Source organism: Halobacillus karajensis (assembly GCF_900108515.1).
Classification (GTDB): domain Bacteria; phylum Bacillota; class Bacilli; order Bacillales; family Halobacillaceae; genus Halobacillus; species Halobacillus karajensis.
Window position 1 is genome coordinate 286,092 of the sequence record NZ_FNWW01000004.1, and the last position, 18,180, is coordinate 304,271.

Here is an 18,180-nt window from a genome sequence, read left to right on the forward strand (position 1 = left end):
AACATGAGAATTAGATACAATCCCATCAATAAGACCCCCTGCACAGGGCAGGAGGTCTTATTATTCTTCCACGATAGGGTTGATTCTCTCAGGCACTGGTATTGGTTCTTTGAGGTTGTACGTCGAGAATTCACTTACATTAAGACCCTTAAATTGGATTTCTTTAAAACCGAACTGAGCCCCTGTAGCAAGTATCGCTTCAATCATGGTTAAGACTTGTTGTTCACTAGCCCATGATTTATGGTGGAGCTCTATTGTAACTAGACCTTCCTTCGATTGAATCGTTGTAAACTGTACATGTTCCGGGACGGGTGGCTTAACAAAAAGTCCGTTCCCCTTTTCCTTCATATTCTTTAATGCTTCTTGAAAAGTGAGCGGAGTATCGATCGCAATAGGAACTAGTAACCGTTCGGATAAATCTTCAAACTGGTACAGCATGAAAATATATTCCCCCTGTTCAATAACTGGTAGTTCTGTCATTTCTCCGTAGTTTCCGAGTACAACAGGGTTACCATTCTCCTTACGTATTAAGATTCTCTCAAGCTGAGGTGCGACATTTTCCAGCTCCCAGCGAATGCTTTCAACAATTGTCTGTGTCGAAGCTGAACCATTTACTTGAAAATCATTAGGAAATATTACGACAGCTTCAGCTTTTTGTTCGTTTATTTCATATTGAAGCGATGTTGTCATACGGTCAGCCAAACCATACTTATCCAAATCGATCTTACTAGCCTCTTTATTTATGGAAAGAGGTAGGACCACTTCAGCATTTCTTCCAGGATAAGCCATGATTTCAAAACCATTATTGGATGACATGGTTATCATAGAATCAAGCTCAGAATCATTCGCTAAAGGGGCAGAGCCTGATTCTTGCTCTTCAGTTTCTTCTTCATTCCCTTCGATGGCAGGTTGTTCTTCCTTTTGCTTCGAGCGATGTGGCTTAGCTTCTTCAATTTCTGCCCGGTCTGCTTCTTTACTTTGAAACGTCTGATCAGAGGAGTGATCTTCAGATGAGGATGTTGAAAACTCCTTGTTTTCATGTGTGTCTTTAGAAGATTCATCTACAGTTAGCAACTGGTTATCATTTAAGAACACAGGAATAAATACAGCTAATACAAGAACCACCGCCATAGTTGCTAAACCTGGCAAAACCCACGGAGCCTTCTTTCTTTTTTGTTTATTCACGCGTGCGGATATTTTCTGATAGAGATCTTCTTTGGATTGGCGATCTTCCACAGAAGGGAGCCTTTTCATTAATTGTTCGAGTTCCTTATCCTTACGTTTCACGGTCTGCCCCCTCCTTCATTCATCTTTGCCAATATTAACTTCAAGGCTTTCACTGCTCTATGTTGAGTTGTCTTCACTTTACTCTCACTCCAGCCTAAAATTTCTGCTGTCTCCTTAATCGACATGCACTGAATATAACGTAAAATTAATACACTTTTTTGATCGACCGTACATTCATCCAGCGCCCTGTATACCTCTTGAACTTCATCTTTTTGGATAGCTATTTCTTCAGGAAGTTTTTGATGGTCTTGAATTTGTTCTCCTTTTTCATTCCAATCAAAAAACTCCATTATACGATTACGTTTACGTTTTTGTTTGCGAAAGTAATCAATGGCCACGTGTCGAGCTATAGAGAACAACCACGTCTTTTCTGAGCTTCTTCGGTTAAATGAATCGTATGATTTCATGACTCTTACATAAACATCCTGAACAAGGTCCTCAGCAAGATCCCTATCCTTAACCATGTATAAAAGGAACTGAAAAAGATCATGGTGATAGTTTTCATATAATTCATCAAAGAACGTTCGCAATGGTGGTACCTCCTGGGTCACTTCTTTAGTCGTTTTATGTATAGAAAAAGTTACACTCTCTATCTTAATATGCGGAAAAAGAAAAAGGAACAGGAAACAAAAAAGAGAACTAATTCATTAATTGTACGATTTATGTTAATGAAAGAGGACGGATACCCCTTTTTGGCCATGCGTATTTGCAAAATCGATTCCGGCATAAGAGATAGCTTGATAAATAAAAAATCATAGCCACCCTGCGATCAGGACAGCTATGATACTTTCGTAATGGCATTTCTTTTTTCATACCGTTGGAAAAGAGTCCCTAATATGGGAGATAAGACTAAGACGAATGCTGTGTTGGCAATAGCATGATTAATATCCATAGGTAAGCCAGCCATGTAATAAGCCCAAAATGGCTGGCCGGAAGCGCGCATTGTGAGAGAAAGGATGATTCCGAAGAACATTCCACTTATAAATCCATAAATGGAAAGAGCCCAGACCGGAAGCTTCGGCCAAACTTTCCCTAAAAGACCTGCTATAATGCCTATGAGAGACCAGGCAATAATCTGCCAAATTGTCCAGATGCCCATCCCTAACAAAACATTGGAAACAAAAGCAGTTAATAATGCAATAAGAACACCCGCACTTGGTCCAAGCCAAAAACCAGCGATAATAATAATCGCTGTCACAGGTTGGATATTAGGCAAATGTGCGAGTGCCATCCGCCCCGCCACAGCCAAGGAAGCAAGCATAGCAATTAATGTTAATTTATACGTATTCATCCTTCATCATTCCCAAGATTGGTAGTTAAATAAGACCTCGTCACCATCTTCCAGTTCATATTCATTCGCACCGACCATAACCTCTTCTCCATTGATCGTGTACATCCAACCCATTTTTTCCTCTTCGTTAGTTGAGATTCCTTCAATACTGTTTATAAACCCTTCCGTTTGTTCTACCTCATAGTTTGATTCCATGACCTCCATTAAAGTTGTACCTTCTTCCACTTTAAATTCATCTTCCGCGATCATTTCATCACCTTCAGAGATCTGAACATCAACAGTCAATTCCTCTGCCTGTTCTTCCTCAGTAGTTGATGTTTCTTCTTCTTCCTGCTGGGCACCGCATCCGGCTAGCACCCCAATAGCTAAAACCATGGCTGTGAAAATAGAATACCACTTATTCATTCCAAATCTCTCCCTATTCTCTATTTGTCCCAAAGCTTGTGTAATTATTTCGGATAACCAGAAATATGAAATAACTGAAGACCAAGTACTTCCCAATAAAAAAAGCTTACCCTTAATTTTGGGTAAGCTTAAGACAATCCAACGGTAAGCTACACAAAAGTGTTTTACCATTGGTTGTCTCAAATACTCAATCCCCGAAGCTTTGAAACATTGGATCAGGCAGGTCTACTGACTCGTGTATCCTTCTACTCAGGATCCTTCCCATGCCACATAGCACAGTGGAAATTCCTTTTCATCAACACTCACAGTTGCGAGGACAGTTCTGGTTTCTCACCAGATTCCCTTTTAAGTCTTACCCAAGACACCTGAATCCTCTTCATATGAAGTTCTATAGACTAGATTACAACAATCTTCAAGATATAGCAATATCATTTTTCCGTACTTGCAAACGGGATCTTGAAGGTGAATGTTGTCCCTTCTTGCAGTTTACTATGCACACTAATGGACCCTTCATGTGCTTCTACAATGTTTTTAGCTATGGCTAATCCCAATCCTGTTCCCTTCTTATAATTTTTATTTTCACGCTTCCTTGATTTATCTGCCTTATAAAAGCGCTCAAAAACAAACGGAAGATCTTCCTCCTTAATACCAAAACCAGAATCCTTAACACTTGCCACCCATTCTTTTTGGCCTTTTTCAATGATTACCTTTACTGCACTGCCCTGGTTGGAATGCCTGATCGCATTATCAATTAAATTCGTAAACACTTGCTCTATTCGGTCCGGGTCAAAATGAAGAAGATCAAAACCACTGTCTATCCTCAACTCTAGATCGACTTCTTTTTCGTTGGCTATCCCGGAAAACTTGCGGATGATTTTATTCATAAAGGACTGTATCTCCACAGGCTCTGTCGATAACTGAATATGCCCTGCTTCCATACGCGCTAAATCTAACAGCTCATTCACCAAGCGACCAATCCTCAGTGATTCATCATGTATAATCTGCGCTAATTCATTTTTATCTTCTTTCGATTCTGCAATGTCATCGACTATCGCTTCACTATACCCTTGAAGCATGGAGATCGGTGTTCTTAATTCGTGAGAAACATTAGCAATAAAATCTTTCCGCAGCTTATTCAGTCGTCTTTCTTCTGTCATATCTCTAAGTACAGCCACCGCTCCCCTGACTTGTTCTCTATCGTACAAAGGTGTCATAATTATAACCCAGGATCTCCCCTGTAGTGTCATTTCAACCATGGACTCCTTCTCATCATGAATGACGCTATTAAATAATTCTTCTAATGGTTCTGGTAGAGCTGGTCTTCCTGACTGGGAAGAAACACTATATCTTTCAAATTCATAAGCTTCCAGATAATGTTGGGCGGGGGGGTTGGATATTAACACATCTCCTTGACGGTTGAACGTAATTACCCCATCAGCCATCGAACTCAAAATTCCTGACAGCTGCTCTTTTTCCTGATTCAACGCATTAATATGAAATTTCAGCTCTCGTCCCATACGATTAAACGCCATCGCTAATTCACCAATTTCATCATGAGTCCGAATTGGAATTTTTGTATTGAATTCCCCTTTTGCAAGTTCAAGTGCTCCTTCTCTCATTTTAATTAAAGGCGCTGTTATTCGTGTGGAGAGGAAAAAGGCGAAAATTGTTGTTAAAACAATGGCAATTCCTGCCCCCAAAAAAATAATTTTCGTTGTTTGTTCGGATGTCTCCTCAATGGTATCCAAGGACTGGTAAACAAAGACAGCCCCACTATTATGATTTAAAGGAGTTCCTACAACCATAATTCCATTTTCACCAGAGGTCAGGTTAGCGACTTTCTTTACATCGGCACCTTCTTCTAACACGGCTGATAATTCTTCATCTCTTTCGAACCATGAATAACTAAGTTCAGGCAGAGAAGAAGAATCATTTTCCGGAACAAGGAGGTCTTCGGATCCGCGTACGATAACAGCCCGACTGGCGGAGTCTTTTACCAGAGCTGTTGTAGACAGCATAAGCTCTTCATCATCTTCATAACGATCCACGACGTCAGAAATTTTATCAGCTGTCTGTAAGAGATGTCTCTCTGCCTCGAGTATATGATAGTTTTGGAAGAACTCTAGAAGCAGGACTGTCAGGATGAAAAGTACAAAACAAACTAAAAATAAGATGGTAAACCATAACTTTACGACAACACTACGCCAAAACATCAGTCACCAGAAACCTCAAATTTATATCCAATTCCCCAAACAGTCACAATCATTCCCGCAGCCTCAGCAGAAACTTTGCTTAGCTTTTCTCTAAGACGTTTCACATGTGTATCTACAGTCCTAAGATCTCCGAAGAATTCATATTGCCAAACTTCCTTTAATAATTGTTCTCTATCAAACACTTTGTCCGGTGCCTGAGCCATATAATGGAGAAGCTCATACTCTTTTGGAGTCAGTGCCACTTCTTTACCATCTGCTGTCACTCGATGAGCGTCATTATCGATGGTCATGTGGGGGAAGACAAGAACGTTACGTGCCGCTGTATCTGTTTCCAGGAACTTTGTTGATGAAGATCTGCGTAAAAGCGCCTTCACTCTTAATACCACTTCTCTTGGACTAAAAGGTTTTACAATGTAATCATCCGTTCCAACTTCGAATCCTTGCACCCTATTGGCTTCTTCTCCTTTGGCTGTAAGCATAATGACAGGAGTTGCTTTCTTTTCACGAAGTGCTTTACACACTTCTACTCCATCTTTTCCTGGAAGCATTAAATCAAGAAGAATGACGTCATATTCATTTTGAAGGGCTTTTTGCAATGCTTCTTCCCCATCTTCCGCTTCATCGATCGTATAGTCTTCTCTTTCGAGGTACATCCGAATCAACCGTCGGATACGTTCTTCATCATCAACTACAAGTACTTTCGCATCTTGATCCATAGTATTTAAACCTCCATGTACATAAAATAACCTCTATATTTACCAAATACTAAGTTCAACTTGCGTTCATTTCACCACAAGATAGACCCTTATACAAAGGGCAGGTCGAGCCTATTGTCTCGCCTGCCTTCTGTTCTTGTCTAGCCATTTATATGAATCCGCTTCACCCCTGTGGAATTAAGCCAATCCCTCGTTTGACATGGATCCTCACACAGAGGCATGACTTAAACTTGTCGGGAGATAGCTCAAGCGTCTTTAGTATTTAAGCATAGGAATGTAATCCGGATATGATTAAGTTGACCGCAATCAAATTGAACATAATTATTCCGAAGCCACCTACTGCAAGCCACGCTGACTTCATTCCCTGCCATCCTCTGGAGAGACGCAGGTGTAAGTAGGCAGCGTAAAAGAAGAAAGTAATCAATGCCCAAACTTCTTTCGGATCCCACCCCCAGAAGCGGTCCCAAGCCTGTTGCGCCCATATCATAGCAAAAATAAGTGCTCCCAATGTAAATACAGGGAAACCTATGGCGACAGCGCGGTAGGAAATTTCATCGACAAGTTCAGGGTTAACTTTCTTATTCAGTAGTGGTTGTACTGCTGCAGCAATGCGCTTCCGAATAATTAAGCGAACACCCCAATAAAGGATGAGTCCACCTAAAATCGACCATAAGAATGTATTGAATTTTTTAGCAGCATCTTCTCCTCGCATCCATTCAGGAGCGTGGAAAATTGGAGACATTACACCTTCACTGATCATGACCCCCTCATTCGGACCAGCCAGGGCAGGCATTTCATAAGTCACTTCCGTCTGCTGGCCCTCAACAGGAGCCTCAAATGTTGCCTCATAATCCAATGCGTTGAATGTAGAACTTATAATGATAAATGCAAGCGTAGCTGCAATGACATAAATAACAAATTCAAGCCAAGTCGTATGTTTAGTACGTCTAGTCTGATCGACCTGGCTGATTAAGAAAATCAATCCAGCAACAAAGCTAACCGATAAAATCCCCTGTCCGAGAGATGCTGTCGTTACATGGATATATAACCAATGTGATTGCAGCGATGGAACAAGAGGAGAAATTTCCGTTGGAAACATGCTCGCAAATGCAATAAGAAGCAAGGCAATCGGTAGTGCAAATAATCCAAGCAAATCAACACGATAGATGAAATATAGAATGATAAACGCAAATACAAGCATCATTCCAAAAAATGTTGTATATTCAAACAGATTACTAATCGGGGCATGGCCGCTTGCGATCCACCTCGTAATAAAATATCCCACTTGGGTGAGGAATCCTATAATTGCAAGCGAGATCCCTATATTTCCTGCCATCTTACTCTTGCTTTTCTTTTTATCCCGAATCGTTGCAGCAAAGAACAGGGTTGCAATTAAATAGATAAAAAAAGCAGCGTAGAGCAGATTGCCGCTTATCGTTGACAAGTCTCCCATTTTTCATCCTCCTGACTCTATGATTTCATTTCATACTGATCCTGGGGAGCTTCGATTTGAGTACCTTCAATGGACTTCTCAATCTCCATCCTCAAGGCATACCAGTTTTTGTTTGTATGTCCAGCAATCCAAGCACCATCAGGTCTAGGTTGGAGCCATATTCGACGGTGATTCCAATACATTCCCTGGATGACACCGATCATAAAGATTGCACCTCCAAGAGATATGATTCCTAGAGTGTGATCTTTTTTGACAGTTAAACCTGTTACATCCCGAACATCAAAGCTAGTAAGACCTAGTTTATATTGATTATCTTGACCAGCATCGATATTTGCGCCAATTCCCAGGAAACTTGTTTCCGGTGTTTCTTCACCAGGCGGATAAAGGTTAAAGACGAATGCAGGATTTCGCGGATATTTTGATACAGAAGCCGGTTGACCGTCCTGCATTTCATAATCAGGGAAATAATTTACCACCTCTACCCTGAACCCTCCGTCCAATTCATATGTAGATTGAGGGTTGGCTAAATCAATAGTGAACTCCCCATGATTGGATTCTTCATCATCTGAATCGTGGATTTTGAAAGACATTTCACTAAATTCATTCAATTGATAACTAGCTTGATAAAGAGCGTAGTCATCAAATTTCAGTGGGTTATTCATTGTAGCTGAGCCTTCCTTTATCGGCTCTAATTCAGGATCAGCGCCTGTCACCCCTTGATTTGTCCGCTCATATATAACAGCATCTGTACGAAAGGTTTTCGGAATCGCACCATCCTGACTTTCGATGGCTTCTTTAAACCTTGCATCTTCAGGGTTGTCCTTATCATAGGTTTCGAGGGTGAAAGCTTTATTTTCTATATAAAACTCTCCCTCCGTACCAGAGATCAGAGTAGTTTCTCCTTCTCTTACCCAAATAAATTCATCCACGTAAAAGGCAGGGACAAATCGTAATAACGCCCCTAATAAAAAAATAATCAGTCCAATATGGTTAACGTATGGGCCCCACCTTGCAAAACGATTTTTCTCTGCCAAAATGTGCCCGTCTTGTTCATAGAGTTTAAAACGTCTCTTCTTTAAATTAGCTTTAAAACGATCAATATCAATATTATCTGCTTGCGTTTCTCCAAAAATCCGTTGTTTTTTCATGAAAAGCTCATGCCGCTTCGGCTTCTGCTTTTTCAATGTTTTATACAATGGGAAGAAGCGGTCAATAGATGCGATTACAATCGATATTCCCAACATCGCGAGCAAAAGCATAAACCACCATGAACTAAATAAATCGTGAAAACCTAACTGGTAATAAATTTGACCTGCCATCCCGTATTGATCACGGTAATGAGTAGAAGGATCTACATTACTCGAGATAAATTCTTCCTGAGGAAAGATGGTTCCAATAGCTGATGCAATTACGACTATAAATATCAATGAGACACCGACTTTAACAGAGGAAAAGAAATTCCATATTTTGTCGATAATCGTTCGATTATACGTTTGTGACCTGCGGGCACTGCCATCATATCGCATATTAAGGAGTTTCTTATCTTCATTACCGTCGATATGCTGATTCTTCTCTACAGGTTTCCCGCACGCTTCACACAGCACCGTTCCCTCAGGATTTACATGACCACATTCACAGGTAATTTCTTTCATAATAAAACCTCACAATGTCAAGTAGACTCTATTCCTCAGGTGTTATACTTTGTAAGTGACCTTCCAGTTTATCTAATGTCAATGGACCGATCACTTGCTCTTCGATTTCACCCTCTGGGTTGATGAATAGTGTGGAAGGAATGGGTCCGATATTATAAAGCTCCATCACTTGTCCATTTTTGTCCTGGAGAATTGGGAAAGTTAAATTGTATTCGTTCACAAAATTCTCTACGACAAGCTCAGTCGAATCCAAATTAATGGCGAGGATTTCGACACCTTTCTCTTTATATTTCGGATACAATTCTTCCATATAAGGCATTTCCTCTTTGCATGGTTTACAATAGGTTGCCCAAAAGTTCACCATGACGCCTTTTCCTTTGAGATCGCTTAACCGGATCGTCTCATCCGTGCCGAACTTTTTCAATTGAAAGTCCGGTGCCTCTTCCCCCTTGGCAATCACAGATTGTTCATCTTTCCCGTTGGCTACGAGAGCGAACACTACAAGCCCCACCATAACGGCAAGCATGGACGTACGGAAAATAAGACGTCTTTTTTTCTTTTTAATGGTTTTTTCCTTCATCATATTTCACTCCTAAACCATTATAACATCGATAGCTACATGTAAATTTGAACGTTATTCAACATTTTTCTCTGCAAGTGCACGAAGCTGCTTGACTTCATATGGTTTTAACGGACGGAAATCCCCTGCATTCATTCCTTTTAAATCTAAAGATCCGTATCTTTCACGTTTCAACTTATCTACGGGGAATCCTAAAGATTCAAACATCCTTCGTACTTGGCGGTTTTTGCCTTCATGAAGAATAATTTGAACGATGGCTGTATTTTTCTTTGTATCCGTCGAATTAATTTTGGCATGGACGGCTTTTAAATACTCTCCATCAACAGTCATGCCTTTTTTCAATTGCTTCAATTGCTCTTTTGAGGGGATTCCTTTTGTCTTTGCTATATACACTTTATCCACCTCGTGACTTGGGTGCATAAGCTGATTTGCGAATTCACCATCATTCGTTAACAAAATCAACCCTGATGTATCATAATCGAGACGTCCTATAGGGAAAATTCTTTCCTGCACGTCCGGAAGAAAATCTGTGACAACTTTACGTCCTTTGTCATCACTAACACTTGAAATAACACCACGTGGCTTATAAAGCAAATAGTAGACAGGCTCTTCTTTATCAATCGGAACCCCTTCCACTTCAACGTCATCATTTTTACCTACTTTTGTTCCAAGTTCTGTTACTACTTTTCCATTGACTGTCACTTTTCCATCTAGAATCAACTTTTCAGCTTTACGTCTTGAGGCAATACCTGCGTGGGCGATCACCTTTTGTAGTCGTTCCATATCTGCCATACGACCGTCACCAACTTTCTTATTATACTTACATTTCATCAGAAACGGAGCCACGCTCTCGAAGCGCGGCTCAACAGTTCATCTACATTATACACATACTGCAAAGTTTTGAACAAAAAAATCATCCTATCAGCTAAATAGGATGATAACTATCACTATAGAAGCTATTATACCAACTAAATCCGCCAAGAGTCCAACTTTCAAAGCATCCCCCATCCTCTTAATTCCGATAGCTCCAAAATAGACCGTGATGATGTAGAGGGTTGTGTCCGTACTTCCCTGCATAACAGAAGCCAGCTTCCCTATAAACGAATCAGGTCCAAAAGTACGGATCAGCTCTGTTGTCATACTTAAAGCTGCTGTCCCGGATATCGGTCTTATGAAGGCTAGAGGGAGGATTTCTGCTGGAGCGCCGATCATGGACATTAGGGGTTGAAAGAGCTTAACAACTGCCTCCATGGCCCCGGATGCTTGAAAAATAGCTATAGAAACCATCATTCCTAATAAAAAAGGCAATAAACTAATAGCAATTTGTATTCCTTCTTTACTTCCTTCCACAAATACTTCATAAGAAGGAATCCTTTTTACCGTCGCAGTCACTAGAACAAGGAGAATAATGGAAGGGATGAGCCAAATACTAATCATGAACGCATCGCCCTCTTCCTTCTATAATAAAAATAGCGATCGATTAACAATGCGGAAATGGTTGAAATGATCGTTGCCAAGATCGTGGCTCCTACAATTGATGTTGGATCACTAGAATCATATTTCATCCGAATGGCGATTACCGTCGTCGGGACAATCGTAAGAGAAGAAGTATTAATAGCCAGCAGCGTAATCATTGATCTGCTGGCTTTATCTGATCCAGAAAGGTTTTTTAACTCTTTCATTGCTTTTAGCCCCATTGGTGTGGCTGCATTTCCTAACCCAAACATATTTGCCGTCATATTTGATAATATATAACCAAGGGCTGGGTGGTTCTCAGGGATGTCCGGAAAAATTCTTTTTACTACAGGGCGAAATAGCTTAGCCAGACCTGCAAGCAATCCAGCTTCCTCGGCGATTTTCATGAGGCCCAACCAGAAAATCAGTACACCTGCCAGGCTTAATGTAATCATAAGGGCTTCATCTAATGTTGAAAAAATCGCTTTATTAACCTCTTCCATTGTTCCGTTAAAGGCTGCATATGCGATACCAGCAACAGCAAGAAAAGCCCAGATCAGGTTGACCATGGTACTCCCCCCATCATTCTGTTCAAAAAGTTTTTCACTTCTGAAAAGAAGGATTGTGAAGGACGTTCATTCCAAACAGGCGCTTCTAAAACAGGGGTTTGACCCACCATGAAGGCTGTGACCCCCGCCAGATTTGTTGTATTATTTTTCTCATCATAACGATAAAAGGCAGCACGAAGGTCTTCTTTTTCTGATAGTGTTAAAGGATAATAAATATCCCTCGGGATGTAATACGTTTGACCATTGGCTTCAACCACCCCTTCACTTTGGAGCTTAACAGTTTCGAAGTTATTAAATCCCCATTCGAACATCCGTTTATGATCGTTCCAATCATCTGACGCTCTTAAAGTGACCGCGATCAATTCCATCCCGTCTTTTTCAGCACTTGTCACTAATGTTCTTCCCGCTGCTTTTGTAAAACCTGTTTTTCCACCGTTCGTAGGTTCATAGTACTGGGTGAGCATTTTATTTTTATTCCGCCAAGAGTAGTCCCTGTTTTCTGAACGGTACAATTCACTGCCTGTTACTTCACGGAATGTATCATTTTTCATGGAGTAGGCCATAAGTAATCCTAAATCATAAGCACTGGAATAATGTGTTTCTCCATCTAAACCATGAGGATTTTCAAAATGACTATTATTCATGCCAAGCCAGGCCGCTTTTTCATTCATTAAATGGACAAAACCTTCCACACTTCCCCCAACATGCTCAGCTATTGCAACAGCTGAGTCGTTCCCAGACCGGAGCATTAATCCATAAACGAGATCCTTGAGAGGGATTTTTTCATTTTCCGTCAGATAGATGGAAGATCCTTCCGTATAAACAGCTCTTTTACTTACTTTCACGTCTTCCTCCATCATCCCTGATTCAATCGCAATAATGGCTGTCATAATCTTAGTCGTGCTTGCAATCAACGTAGGATCGTATGCATTCTTCTCAAATAAAACCCTTCCTGACTCTGCATCCATCAACACCGCACGCTCCGCAGAAACCTTTATATTAGGATTGGCCTGAACCCTGTCCACCTCACAAAGAGGGAGGATTAATGGAATAGCCAAAAATATAAAAAGAAGCCTTCTCAAAAGGAGTTCCTCCTATTCTCATCGTTTGCTTCAACTTATGCAAAAGCGTACAAGCTTATGAGTATGAGGAATACAGAACTTGAGCGTATGCTGCAAAGTACTGTAACAGCCTTAAAAATGACCCTTACGGCTAAAGAGGGATTTAAGGGTTTACCAAAAAAACAAATAAACTGCCCCACAACCCCGGGGCAGTTTATTTGTCACTCATCAGCAAAAGGATCTTCTGTGAATTTTTCAAAAAACAGATCTGCTTCTCCTTCCTCTTCTTCCCCTTGCTTCAGTTCAGATAATGGGGGAAGTTCATCAATGGAAGTCAACCCAAAATAAATGAGAAAATCTTTTGTTGTTCCATATAATATTGGGCGACCGATAGCATCTTTTCGGCCTTTTTCCTCTATCAGCCCCCGATTAACGAGGGTTTGTATCGCGCGGTCACTTTTCACACCTCTAAGATCGTCTACCTCAACCCTGGTAATGGGCTGCTGATAAGCAATAATCGCAAGAGTTTCGAGAGCGGCTTGAGATAACCGGGTTGATCCAGGTGAATCAAGGAGACGCTTATAATAAGAGGCATGTTCCGGTTTTGTAGTCAAATGCAGAGTGCCTTGGGAATCCATGAGGGTCAATCCTCTATCTCGTTCTTTATATTCCTCTATCATTTCATTTAATAGATTGTCTAAATCCTTTGAGCTTAGCTCTAGTAATTGGGTGAGTTTCTTTTTGGTAAGCCCTTCTTCTCCAGCTGCAAATAATAATCCTTCGGTGATAGCTTTATAATCCTCTAACTCCATGGTGCATCCTCCATCTTATATACAATTAGTTCATCAAAGTGTTGTTGTTGAACACACACGATGTCATTACTCTTCATCAATTCTAGTAAAGCGATGAAAGTGACAACAATATGTGGTCGTGTTCGCTTTTCAAACAATTGATGAAAAGGAGTACCATCTGGTTTCACGTCAATTTTCCCCAGGATCTCTTCCATTCTCATTTGAATCGGAATTTCATCTCTACGGACTTTTGCTTCCTGGGGTCTCTCTGTCTTGGTTCGTTTCATCAATTTACCCATTGCTTGAATCATATCATAAATCGAAGCTTCTCCAGGACGTACCTCCGCTTCTCCATCATCCCAGCCTTCCAAGCTCAAAGGGGGTCGAGTATAAATACGGTTGGCATCAAGTTCTTTTTCCTTTAATTCTTCAGCTGCCTGTTTATATTTCCGATACTCAATGAGTCTCCGCATCAAATCTTCACGCGGATCCTCTTCCATTTCCCCTTCTTCAAAATCATCTTCCATATTCTGATTTGGCAGCAGCATCTGACTTTTAATAGCGAGAAGAGATGCGGCCATGACCAGATATTCACTAGCAAGATCAAGCTCTAGTTCTTGCATGGTATGGATATAGTGCATATATTGATCCGTGATTTGAGAAACGGGTATATCATAGATATCAATTTCATAGCGGTTGATCAAATGTAAAAGAAGATCAAGAGGCCCTTCAAAGCCTTCCACTTTCACTTGGTAGCTTTTTGTCATATCATTCTTCCTTTACGTTCCGTAGTACTTCTTTATAATGGTATCAAAAAACTGCCCTGTCTGACAGTAGAGTCTGCTTGTAGAATTCTTCTCCGTTTATTAAAATAACTTTGTCCACTCTCTGTATAATCATTTGGACGAAGTAATTAATAGTCCTGTGTTTTGAGTCAATGATATAGTAGTAATTTATAATGCTCAAAAGTTTCACGAGAACGCTAAGAACTTCATCAACCTGATTTCCGATATTTGTTACATTTTTATTTTCCCTTCGTTTAGAATGAGGTGAACACGGGGAGCTTTAGAAAAGCTCTTTAAAGAAGCGGCCCGGTAATATTGTTCATGCTTTGTATGAGCGGCGTCGTCCCGTTCACCCTATTAGACATGAATCCAACATAGAACGGAGTTTTTATATGTATCCAAAACCCTATATTGAGTATCTTGCTCATTTTCATGGGACGAGAGATTACTTTGAATGTCATGAAGTGCTTGAAGAACATTGGAAAAAAGTGGATGCCAACAATCGATCTTCCATTTGGGTCCTTTTCATACAGATTGCAGTAGCCATGTACCATGACCGGCAAGGTAACCAAAATGGAGCCTTGACACTTATGAAACGATGCCTTGTTAAATCACGTTACCATCAAGAGGGCCTTTATCAATTAGGTTTAGACGGTGTGCATTTGCACAATCAAATACAGGAAAACTATAGACGTTTGCACGATGGCCTTCCCTATCGCAGCTGGAATATGCCGGTCATTGACCTGGAACTCCGTAAGGAAGTCCAGCTCTTATGTCAGCATTGGAATGTAGCCTACGGCTCACCAAGTGATCTATCTAAAAAGAGTCTGGTTTATAAACACAAGATGAGGAAGCAATAATTCCTTTCTCGAAAGAAAAGAAGAAACATCATCTATCCAATCTATCTACCCTGGCAAGAAGCCTCACAGATATCGTTTTGTAAACCGAAAAGGTGGACTTAATCCCCTCCATGAAAAAGGGGCAGCCCCTAGACAACAAAAGGAGGTGCCACAAATGGACACCTCCTTTTTCATTTATAACTGTGAAGAGGCACTTTCTTCATCACATTTATCGATAAAGGATTCTGTAGCTATATCTGCACAGACTTCCCGCTCACCTTTAAAGTGGTCACGGACACGGTGAATCATTTGTTTTCCAATCCCAGCGTTACGGTGGGAAGGGTTAACAGATACGTGCTGAATGATGGCCTTCCCATCCTCTACACGGACGCCGACTGCACCGATAATGTCCTCCTCTTTCCACAAAAACAAATTCCAATCAGGATTGGAATCATATTCTTTAATAATTTCCTGAAGTGTCTTTACATCGGAAACTTCAGGCATGAAAGAAAGCAAACCCATCGCAATCTTTTCAAATGATTTTTTATAACGAATTAGCATATTAACCCCTCAATTATGAAAATAACTTTCCTAGAGTTCCAGATGATCGATTGAATCGATACCGAACAATTGTTACTTTCAATCATTGTCTAAGTTCTTGTGCGTGTCAACCTCACATAACAATTCCGAACCAGTAGTATAAACCCCAGCCCAAGCTGAACAACGCCAAAAACGTAAACAGCATCCAGTTTTTCTTTTTCATTCTACGCTGCCCCCGGTTAAATCGTGATTTGCCCCGCTACATAGAATATAGCATTGTTTATGATTATTCAACCCTATTTACACCGTTTAAGCGCTTGTAGAATGCGGTATCCGTCTGAAACCTTTCCTTTAAGTGAGAAAGGGATAAGGTTTATAACAGCCAGATATAAGTTAAAAAGAAAAGGAAGCGTGAACCAACCATACCCTTCTTCTAACGATAGAAAAAATAAGGAAGAGGCTGTCAAACCATTTAATAATGGTCCCCCTGCACTGATCCAAATCTTTTCACGGTTTGAAAAAAAGGATTCACGTTCATTGAGCGAGTAAGCTCCTTGAAAGAAAAGAAGATGAATACACACTCGTACCCTTTTCTGTTTCCAACTTAATAACACCTTCCCCCGGCCCAGATGAAGTTCGCTATGATCTGAACGAAACAATAGACCTGGTATGATATGGCCGAGTTCATGGATGAGCTGACTAAGAGGCGCCACTAAAAAGATTAATACAAGTATGGTGCCGATCATGAAATGATCTTATTCCGCTTATTTATCTTCTACTCTTACCTTTTGCATAACATCCCCTACACGGACACGGTCAACCGTATCTACGCCTTCGATTACTTTACCGAAAACGGTGTGACGGCCGTCTAGATGCGGTTGTGCGGAGTGGCAGACAAAGAATTGACTTCCACCTGTATCTTTCCCAGCATGTGCCATAGAAAGTGAACCCCGTTCATGTTTATGAGGGTTCCCTTCAGTCTCACAATTAATTGTATACCCCGGGCCGCCCGTACCCGTACCATTCGGGCAACCTCCCTGGATGACAAAATCAGGGATGACACGGTGAAATGTCAGTCCATCATAGAATTCATCATTTGCAAGTTTTTCAAAATTCGCTACCGTATTTGGTGCAGCCTCATCATAAAGTTCAATCAGCATTTTTTCTCCATTTTCAAATTCAATCGTTGCTTGTTTCATTTCTCATACCCCTCTCATTTTTCATAGGATAAATCAAGTCGTGTCATCTCCTGGTAGCTCTCTCTTCTTACAACCAGTTGGTGTTCACCATTTTCAACGAACACGACAGCCGCTTTTTGAAAGCGGTTGTAATTGTTTGCCATAGCATAACCATACGCTCCTGTGCTGAAAACTGCAAGTCTATCGCCGTGTTCAATTTTTGGTAATGCTACATCCCATATTAGCATATCCCCTGATTCACAGCACTTCCCAGCAATTGAATATTCTTTCTCAGCTTTTTCATCCATTTTTTCTATAAGAGCAGCTTCATATTTCGCCTGATAAAGTGCCGGGCGGATATTGTCTGTCATTCCACCATCAACAGATACATACGTCCTTACTTCAGGGACTTCTTTAATCGATCCTACCGTATAAATGGTCATCCCTGCTTCCCCGACAATCGCACGCCCGGGCTCTATCCAGATTTCAGGCATAGGATAATTATATTGAGTGGAAAGTCTTTTCACTTCATTAATCAAGGCATAGGCATATTGGTCTAATCCAAGAGGTTCATCATCCTTGGTATATTGAATACCAAACCCACCACCTAAATTTAAGACACTTGCTTCATAATCAAAACGCTCCCGCCATCCTTCCAATGTCTTAAATAGTTTTCTTGCTGCCATTTCAAACCCACTCGTTTCAAAGATTTGGGAGCCGATATGGCAATGTAATCCGGACATCCGAATATTTGAATCATCCTGTACCTTCATAAATGCTTCTTCTGCCTGACCACTCGTTAAATCGAAGCCGAACTTCGAATCTTCCTGACCTGTAAGAATATAGTCATGGGTGTGAGCCTCTATCCCGGGAGTCACTCTAAGCAGTACGTCTATTTTTTTATTTTGTTCCTTTAAGATGGTCTGTAAGAGCTCAATTTCATAAAAATTATCTACTACTATACAACCAATCTGATGCTTCACAGCCATTTCTAATTCGCGGATGCTTTTATTGTTCCCGTGCATATGAATTTTCTCCACAGGAAAACCTGCTTCAAGGGCCGTATGTAATTCTCCCTCTGAGACGACATCAAGGCTCAATCCTTCTTGATTCGCGACTTGCAGCATAGCTACTGCCGAAAATGCTTTACTGGCATAGGCCACTTGAGCCGCAACACCACTTTCTTCAAATGTCCGGACGAAAGCACGAGCCTTGGTCCTTATTTTTTCTACATCATATACATAGAGAGGGGTACCATAATGTTCAGCTAGTTCCGATGCAGGAACTTGTCCGATCATTAGCTGCCCTCGTTCATTAGCAGTACGGTCCATCGTATCCCACCTTTTCCCGTAACACGGGGAATGA

The 18,180-nt window shown here is 40.9% G+C and carries 20 protein-coding genes and 1 riboswitch; of the genes, 1 reads left to right on the forward strand and 19 read right to left on the reverse strand.

Annotation, left to right across the window (positions count from 1 at the left end; genetic code table 11):
* Nucleotides 1-60 precede the first annotated feature (60 nt).
* The 15 genes from BLW54_RS10635 to BLW54_RS10705 form a co-directional block, all read right to left on the reverse strand.
* Nucleotides 61-1,287: a hypothetical protein gene (locus BLW54_RS10635; protein WP_035504837.1), complete on the reverse strand. Its 1,227-nt coding sequence runs from the start codon at nt 1,285-1,287 to the stop codon at nt 61-63.
* On the reverse strand, nt 1,284-1,817 hold the full coding sequence (gene sigX, locus BLW54_RS10640) for an RNA polymerase sigma factor SigX (protein ID WP_074734496.1): 534 nt from the start codon (nt 1,815-1,817) through the stop codon (nt 1,284-1,286). The genes BLW54_RS10635 and sigX overlap by 4 nt, the downstream gene beginning before the upstream one ends.
* A 248-nt stretch (nt 1,818-2,065) precedes the next feature.
* A complete protein-coding gene (locus BLW54_RS10645) occupies nt 2,066-2,578 on the reverse strand; it encodes an ECF transporter S component (protein ID WP_035504832.1) in 513 nt (170 codons plus the stop codon).
* 6 nt (nt 2,579-2,584) lie between these two features.
* Nucleotides 2,585-2,983 carry a DUF4430 domain-containing protein gene (locus tag BLW54_RS10650; RefSeq protein WP_074734661.1) on the reverse strand — a complete coding sequence of 133 codons (399 nt, stop codon included), beginning with the start codon at nt 2,981-2,983 and terminating at the stop codon, nt 2,585-2,587.
* Nucleotides 2,984-3,184: 201 nt separating this feature from the next.
* Nucleotides 3,185-3,367: riboswitch (cobalamin riboswitch) on the reverse strand.
* A gap of 44 nt (nt 3,368-3,411) precedes the next feature.
* On the reverse strand, nt 3,412-5,196 hold the full coding sequence (locus BLW54_RS10655) for an ATP-binding protein (protein ID WP_035504827.1): 1,785 nt from the start codon (nt 5,194-5,196) through the stop codon (nt 3,412-3,414).
* Nucleotides 5,196-5,912 carry a response regulator transcription factor gene (locus BLW54_RS10660; protein WP_074734498.1) on the reverse strand — a complete coding sequence of 239 codons (717 nt, stop codon included), beginning with the start codon at nt 5,910-5,912 and terminating at the stop codon, nt 5,196-5,198. Before BLW54_RS10660 ends, BLW54_RS10655 begins: the two co-directional genes overlap by 1 nt.
* Before the next feature lie 262 nt (nt 5,913-6,174).
* Nucleotides 6,175-7,365, reverse strand: a complete 1,191-nt coding sequence (gene ccsB, locus BLW54_RS10665; RefSeq protein ID WP_074734501.1) for a c-type cytochrome biogenesis protein CcsB — start codon at nt 7,363-7,365, stop codon at nt 6,175-6,177.
* Nucleotides 7,366-7,382: 17 nt separating this feature from the next.
* A complete protein-coding gene (gene resB / locus BLW54_RS10670; RefSeq protein WP_074734504.1) occupies nt 7,383-9,017 on the reverse strand; it encodes a cytochrome c biogenesis protein ResB in 1,635 nt (544 codons plus the stop codon).
* A 28-nt stretch (nt 9,018-9,045) separates the two neighbouring features.
* Nucleotides 9,046-9,597, reverse strand: a complete 552-nt coding sequence (gene resA / locus BLW54_RS10675; protein WP_035504819.1) for a thiol-disulfide oxidoreductase ResA — start codon at nt 9,595-9,597, stop codon at nt 9,046-9,048.
* 54 nt (nt 9,598-9,651) lie between these two features.
* Entirely contained in the window at nt 9,652-10,380 is a 729-nt protein-coding gene (locus tag BLW54_RS10680) for a pseudouridine synthase (protein ID WP_035507457.1), read from the reverse strand.
* Nucleotides 10,381-10,518: 138 nt separating this feature from the next.
* On the reverse strand, nt 10,519-11,034 hold the full coding sequence (locus BLW54_RS10685) for a spore maturation protein (RefSeq protein ID WP_074734507.1): 516 nt from the start codon (nt 11,032-11,034) through the stop codon (nt 10,519-10,521).
* Nucleotides 11,031-11,621: a nucleoside recognition domain-containing protein gene (locus BLW54_RS10690; RefSeq protein WP_035504815.1), complete on the reverse strand. Its 591-nt coding sequence runs from the start codon at nt 11,619-11,621 to the stop codon at nt 11,031-11,033. The genes BLW54_RS10685 and BLW54_RS10690 overlap by 4 nt, the downstream gene beginning before the upstream one ends.
* Nucleotides 11,609-12,703 carry a D-alanyl-D-alanine carboxypeptidase family protein gene (locus tag BLW54_RS10695; RefSeq protein WP_035504813.1) on the reverse strand — a complete coding sequence of 365 codons (1,095 nt, stop codon included), beginning with the start codon at nt 12,701-12,703 and terminating at the stop codon, nt 11,609-11,611. Before BLW54_RS10695 ends, BLW54_RS10690 begins: the two co-directional genes overlap by 13 nt.
* 200 nt (nt 12,704-12,903) lie before the next feature.
* Nucleotides 12,904-13,494 (reverse strand): SMC-Scp complex subunit ScpB, encoded by a 591-nt coding sequence (gene scpB, locus BLW54_RS10700; RefSeq protein ID WP_074734510.1) that lies wholly within the window; start codon nt 13,492-13,494, stop codon nt 12,904-12,906.
* Nucleotides 13,485-14,240, reverse strand: a complete 756-nt coding sequence (locus tag BLW54_RS10705; protein ID WP_074734513.1) for a segregation/condensation protein A — start codon at nt 14,238-14,240, stop codon at nt 13,485-13,487. The genes scpB and BLW54_RS10705 overlap by 10 nt, the downstream gene beginning before the upstream one ends.
* A 410-nt stretch (nt 14,241-14,650) precedes the next feature.
* Between BLW54_RS10705 and BLW54_RS10710 the strand changes: the two genes are divergently transcribed.
* Nucleotides 14,651-15,118: a DUF309 domain-containing protein gene (locus BLW54_RS10710; protein WP_074734516.1), complete on the forward strand. Its 468-nt coding sequence runs from the start codon at nt 14,651-14,653 to the stop codon at nt 15,116-15,118.
* Nucleotides 15,119-15,292: 174 nt separating this feature from the next.
* Here BLW54_RS10710 and BLW54_RS10715 read toward each other — a convergent pair whose 3' ends face one another.
* From BLW54_RS10715 to lysA, 4 genes are all read right to left on the reverse strand, one after another.
* The gene (locus BLW54_RS10715) at nt 15,293-15,658 is read right to left on the reverse strand and encodes a GNAT family N-acetyltransferase (RefSeq protein ID WP_035504804.1); all 366 of its coding nucleotides are present in this window, start codon (nt 15,656-15,658) and stop codon (nt 15,293-15,295) included.
* A gap of 275 nt (nt 15,659-15,933) precedes the next feature.
* Nucleotides 15,934-16,383, reverse strand: a complete 450-nt coding sequence (locus BLW54_RS10720) for a site-2 protease family protein (RefSeq protein WP_074734519.1) — start codon at nt 16,381-16,383, stop codon at nt 15,934-15,936.
* An 18-nt stretch (nt 16,384-16,401) separates the two neighbouring features.
* A complete protein-coding gene (locus BLW54_RS10725) occupies nt 16,402-16,836 on the reverse strand; it encodes a peptidylprolyl isomerase (protein ID WP_035504800.1) in 435 nt (144 codons plus the stop codon).
* Nucleotides 16,837-16,850: 14 nt separating this feature from the next.
* Nucleotides 16,851-18,146 carry a diaminopimelate decarboxylase gene (lysA, locus tag BLW54_RS10730; protein ID WP_074734522.1) on the reverse strand — a complete coding sequence of 432 codons (1,296 nt, stop codon included), beginning with the start codon at nt 18,144-18,146 and terminating at the stop codon, nt 16,851-16,853.
* Nucleotides 18,147-18,180 lie beyond the last annotated feature (34 nt).

What these genes read in the sequence shown, in the direction of transcription:
- BLW54_RS10645 (WP_035504832.1), bottom strand. Translation starts at nt 2,578, where the DNA reads ATGAATACGTATAAATTAACATTAATTGCTATGCTTGCTTCCTTGGCT.
- BLW54_RS10650 (WP_074734661.1), bottom strand. Translation starts at nt 2,983, where the DNA reads ATGAATAAGTGGTATTCTATTTTCACAGCCATGGTTTTAGCTATTGGG.
- BLW54_RS10655 (WP_035504827.1), bottom strand. Translation starts at nt 5,196, where the DNA reads ATGTTTTGGCGTAGTGTTGTCGTAAAGTTATGGTTTACCATCTTATTT.
- BLW54_RS10660 (WP_074734498.1), bottom strand. Translation starts at nt 5,912, where the DNA reads ATGGATCAAGATGCGAAAGTACTTGTAGTTGATGATGAAGAACGTATC.
- ccsB (WP_074734501.1), bottom strand. Translation starts at nt 7,365, where the DNA reads ATGGGAGACTTGTCAACGATAAGCGGCAATCTGCTCTACGCTGCTTTT.
- resB (WP_074734504.1), bottom strand. Translation starts at nt 9,017, where the DNA reads ATGAAAGAAATTACCTGTGAATGTGGTCATGTAAATCCTGAGGGAACG.
- resA (WP_035504819.1), bottom strand. Translation starts at nt 9,597, where the DNA reads ATGAAGGAAAAAACCATTAAAAAGAAAAAAAGACGTCTTATTTTCCGT.
- BLW54_RS10680 (WP_035507457.1), bottom strand. Translation starts at nt 10,380, where the DNA reads ATGGAACGACTACAAAAGGTGATCGCCCACGCAGGTATTGCCTCAAGA.
- BLW54_RS10685 (WP_074734507.1), bottom strand. Translation starts at nt 11,034, where the DNA reads ATGATTAGTATTTGGCTCATCCCTTCCATTATTCTCCTTGTTCTAGTG.
- BLW54_RS10690 (WP_035504815.1), bottom strand. Translation starts at nt 11,621, where the DNA reads ATGGTCAACCTGATCTGGGCTTTTCTTGCTGTTGCTGGTATCGCATAT.
- scpB (WP_074734510.1), bottom strand. Translation starts at nt 13,494, where the DNA reads ATGGAGTTAGAGGATTATAAAGCTATCACCGAAGGATTATTATTTGCA.
- BLW54_RS10705 (WP_074734513.1), bottom strand. Translation starts at nt 14,240, where the DNA reads ATGACAAAAAGCTACCAAGTGAAAGTGGAAGGCTTTGAAGGGCCTCTT.
- BLW54_RS10710 (WP_074734516.1), top strand. Translation starts at nt 14,651, where the DNA reads ATGTATCCAAAACCCTATATTGAGTATCTTGCTCATTTTCATGGGACG.
- BLW54_RS10715 (WP_035504804.1), bottom strand. Translation starts at nt 15,658, where the DNA reads ATGCTAATTCGTTATAAAAAATCATTTGAAAAGATTGCGATGGGTTTG.
- BLW54_RS10720 (WP_074734519.1), bottom strand. Translation starts at nt 16,383, where the DNA reads ATGATCGGCACCATACTTGTATTAATCTTTTTAGTGGCGCCTCTTAGT.
- BLW54_RS10725 (WP_035504800.1), bottom strand. Translation starts at nt 16,836, where the DNA reads ATGAAACAAGCAACGATTGAATTTGAAAATGGAGAAAAAATGCTGATT.
- lysA (WP_074734522.1), bottom strand. Translation starts at nt 18,146, where the DNA reads ATGGACCGTACTGCTAATGAACGAGGGCAGCTAATGATCGGACAAGTT.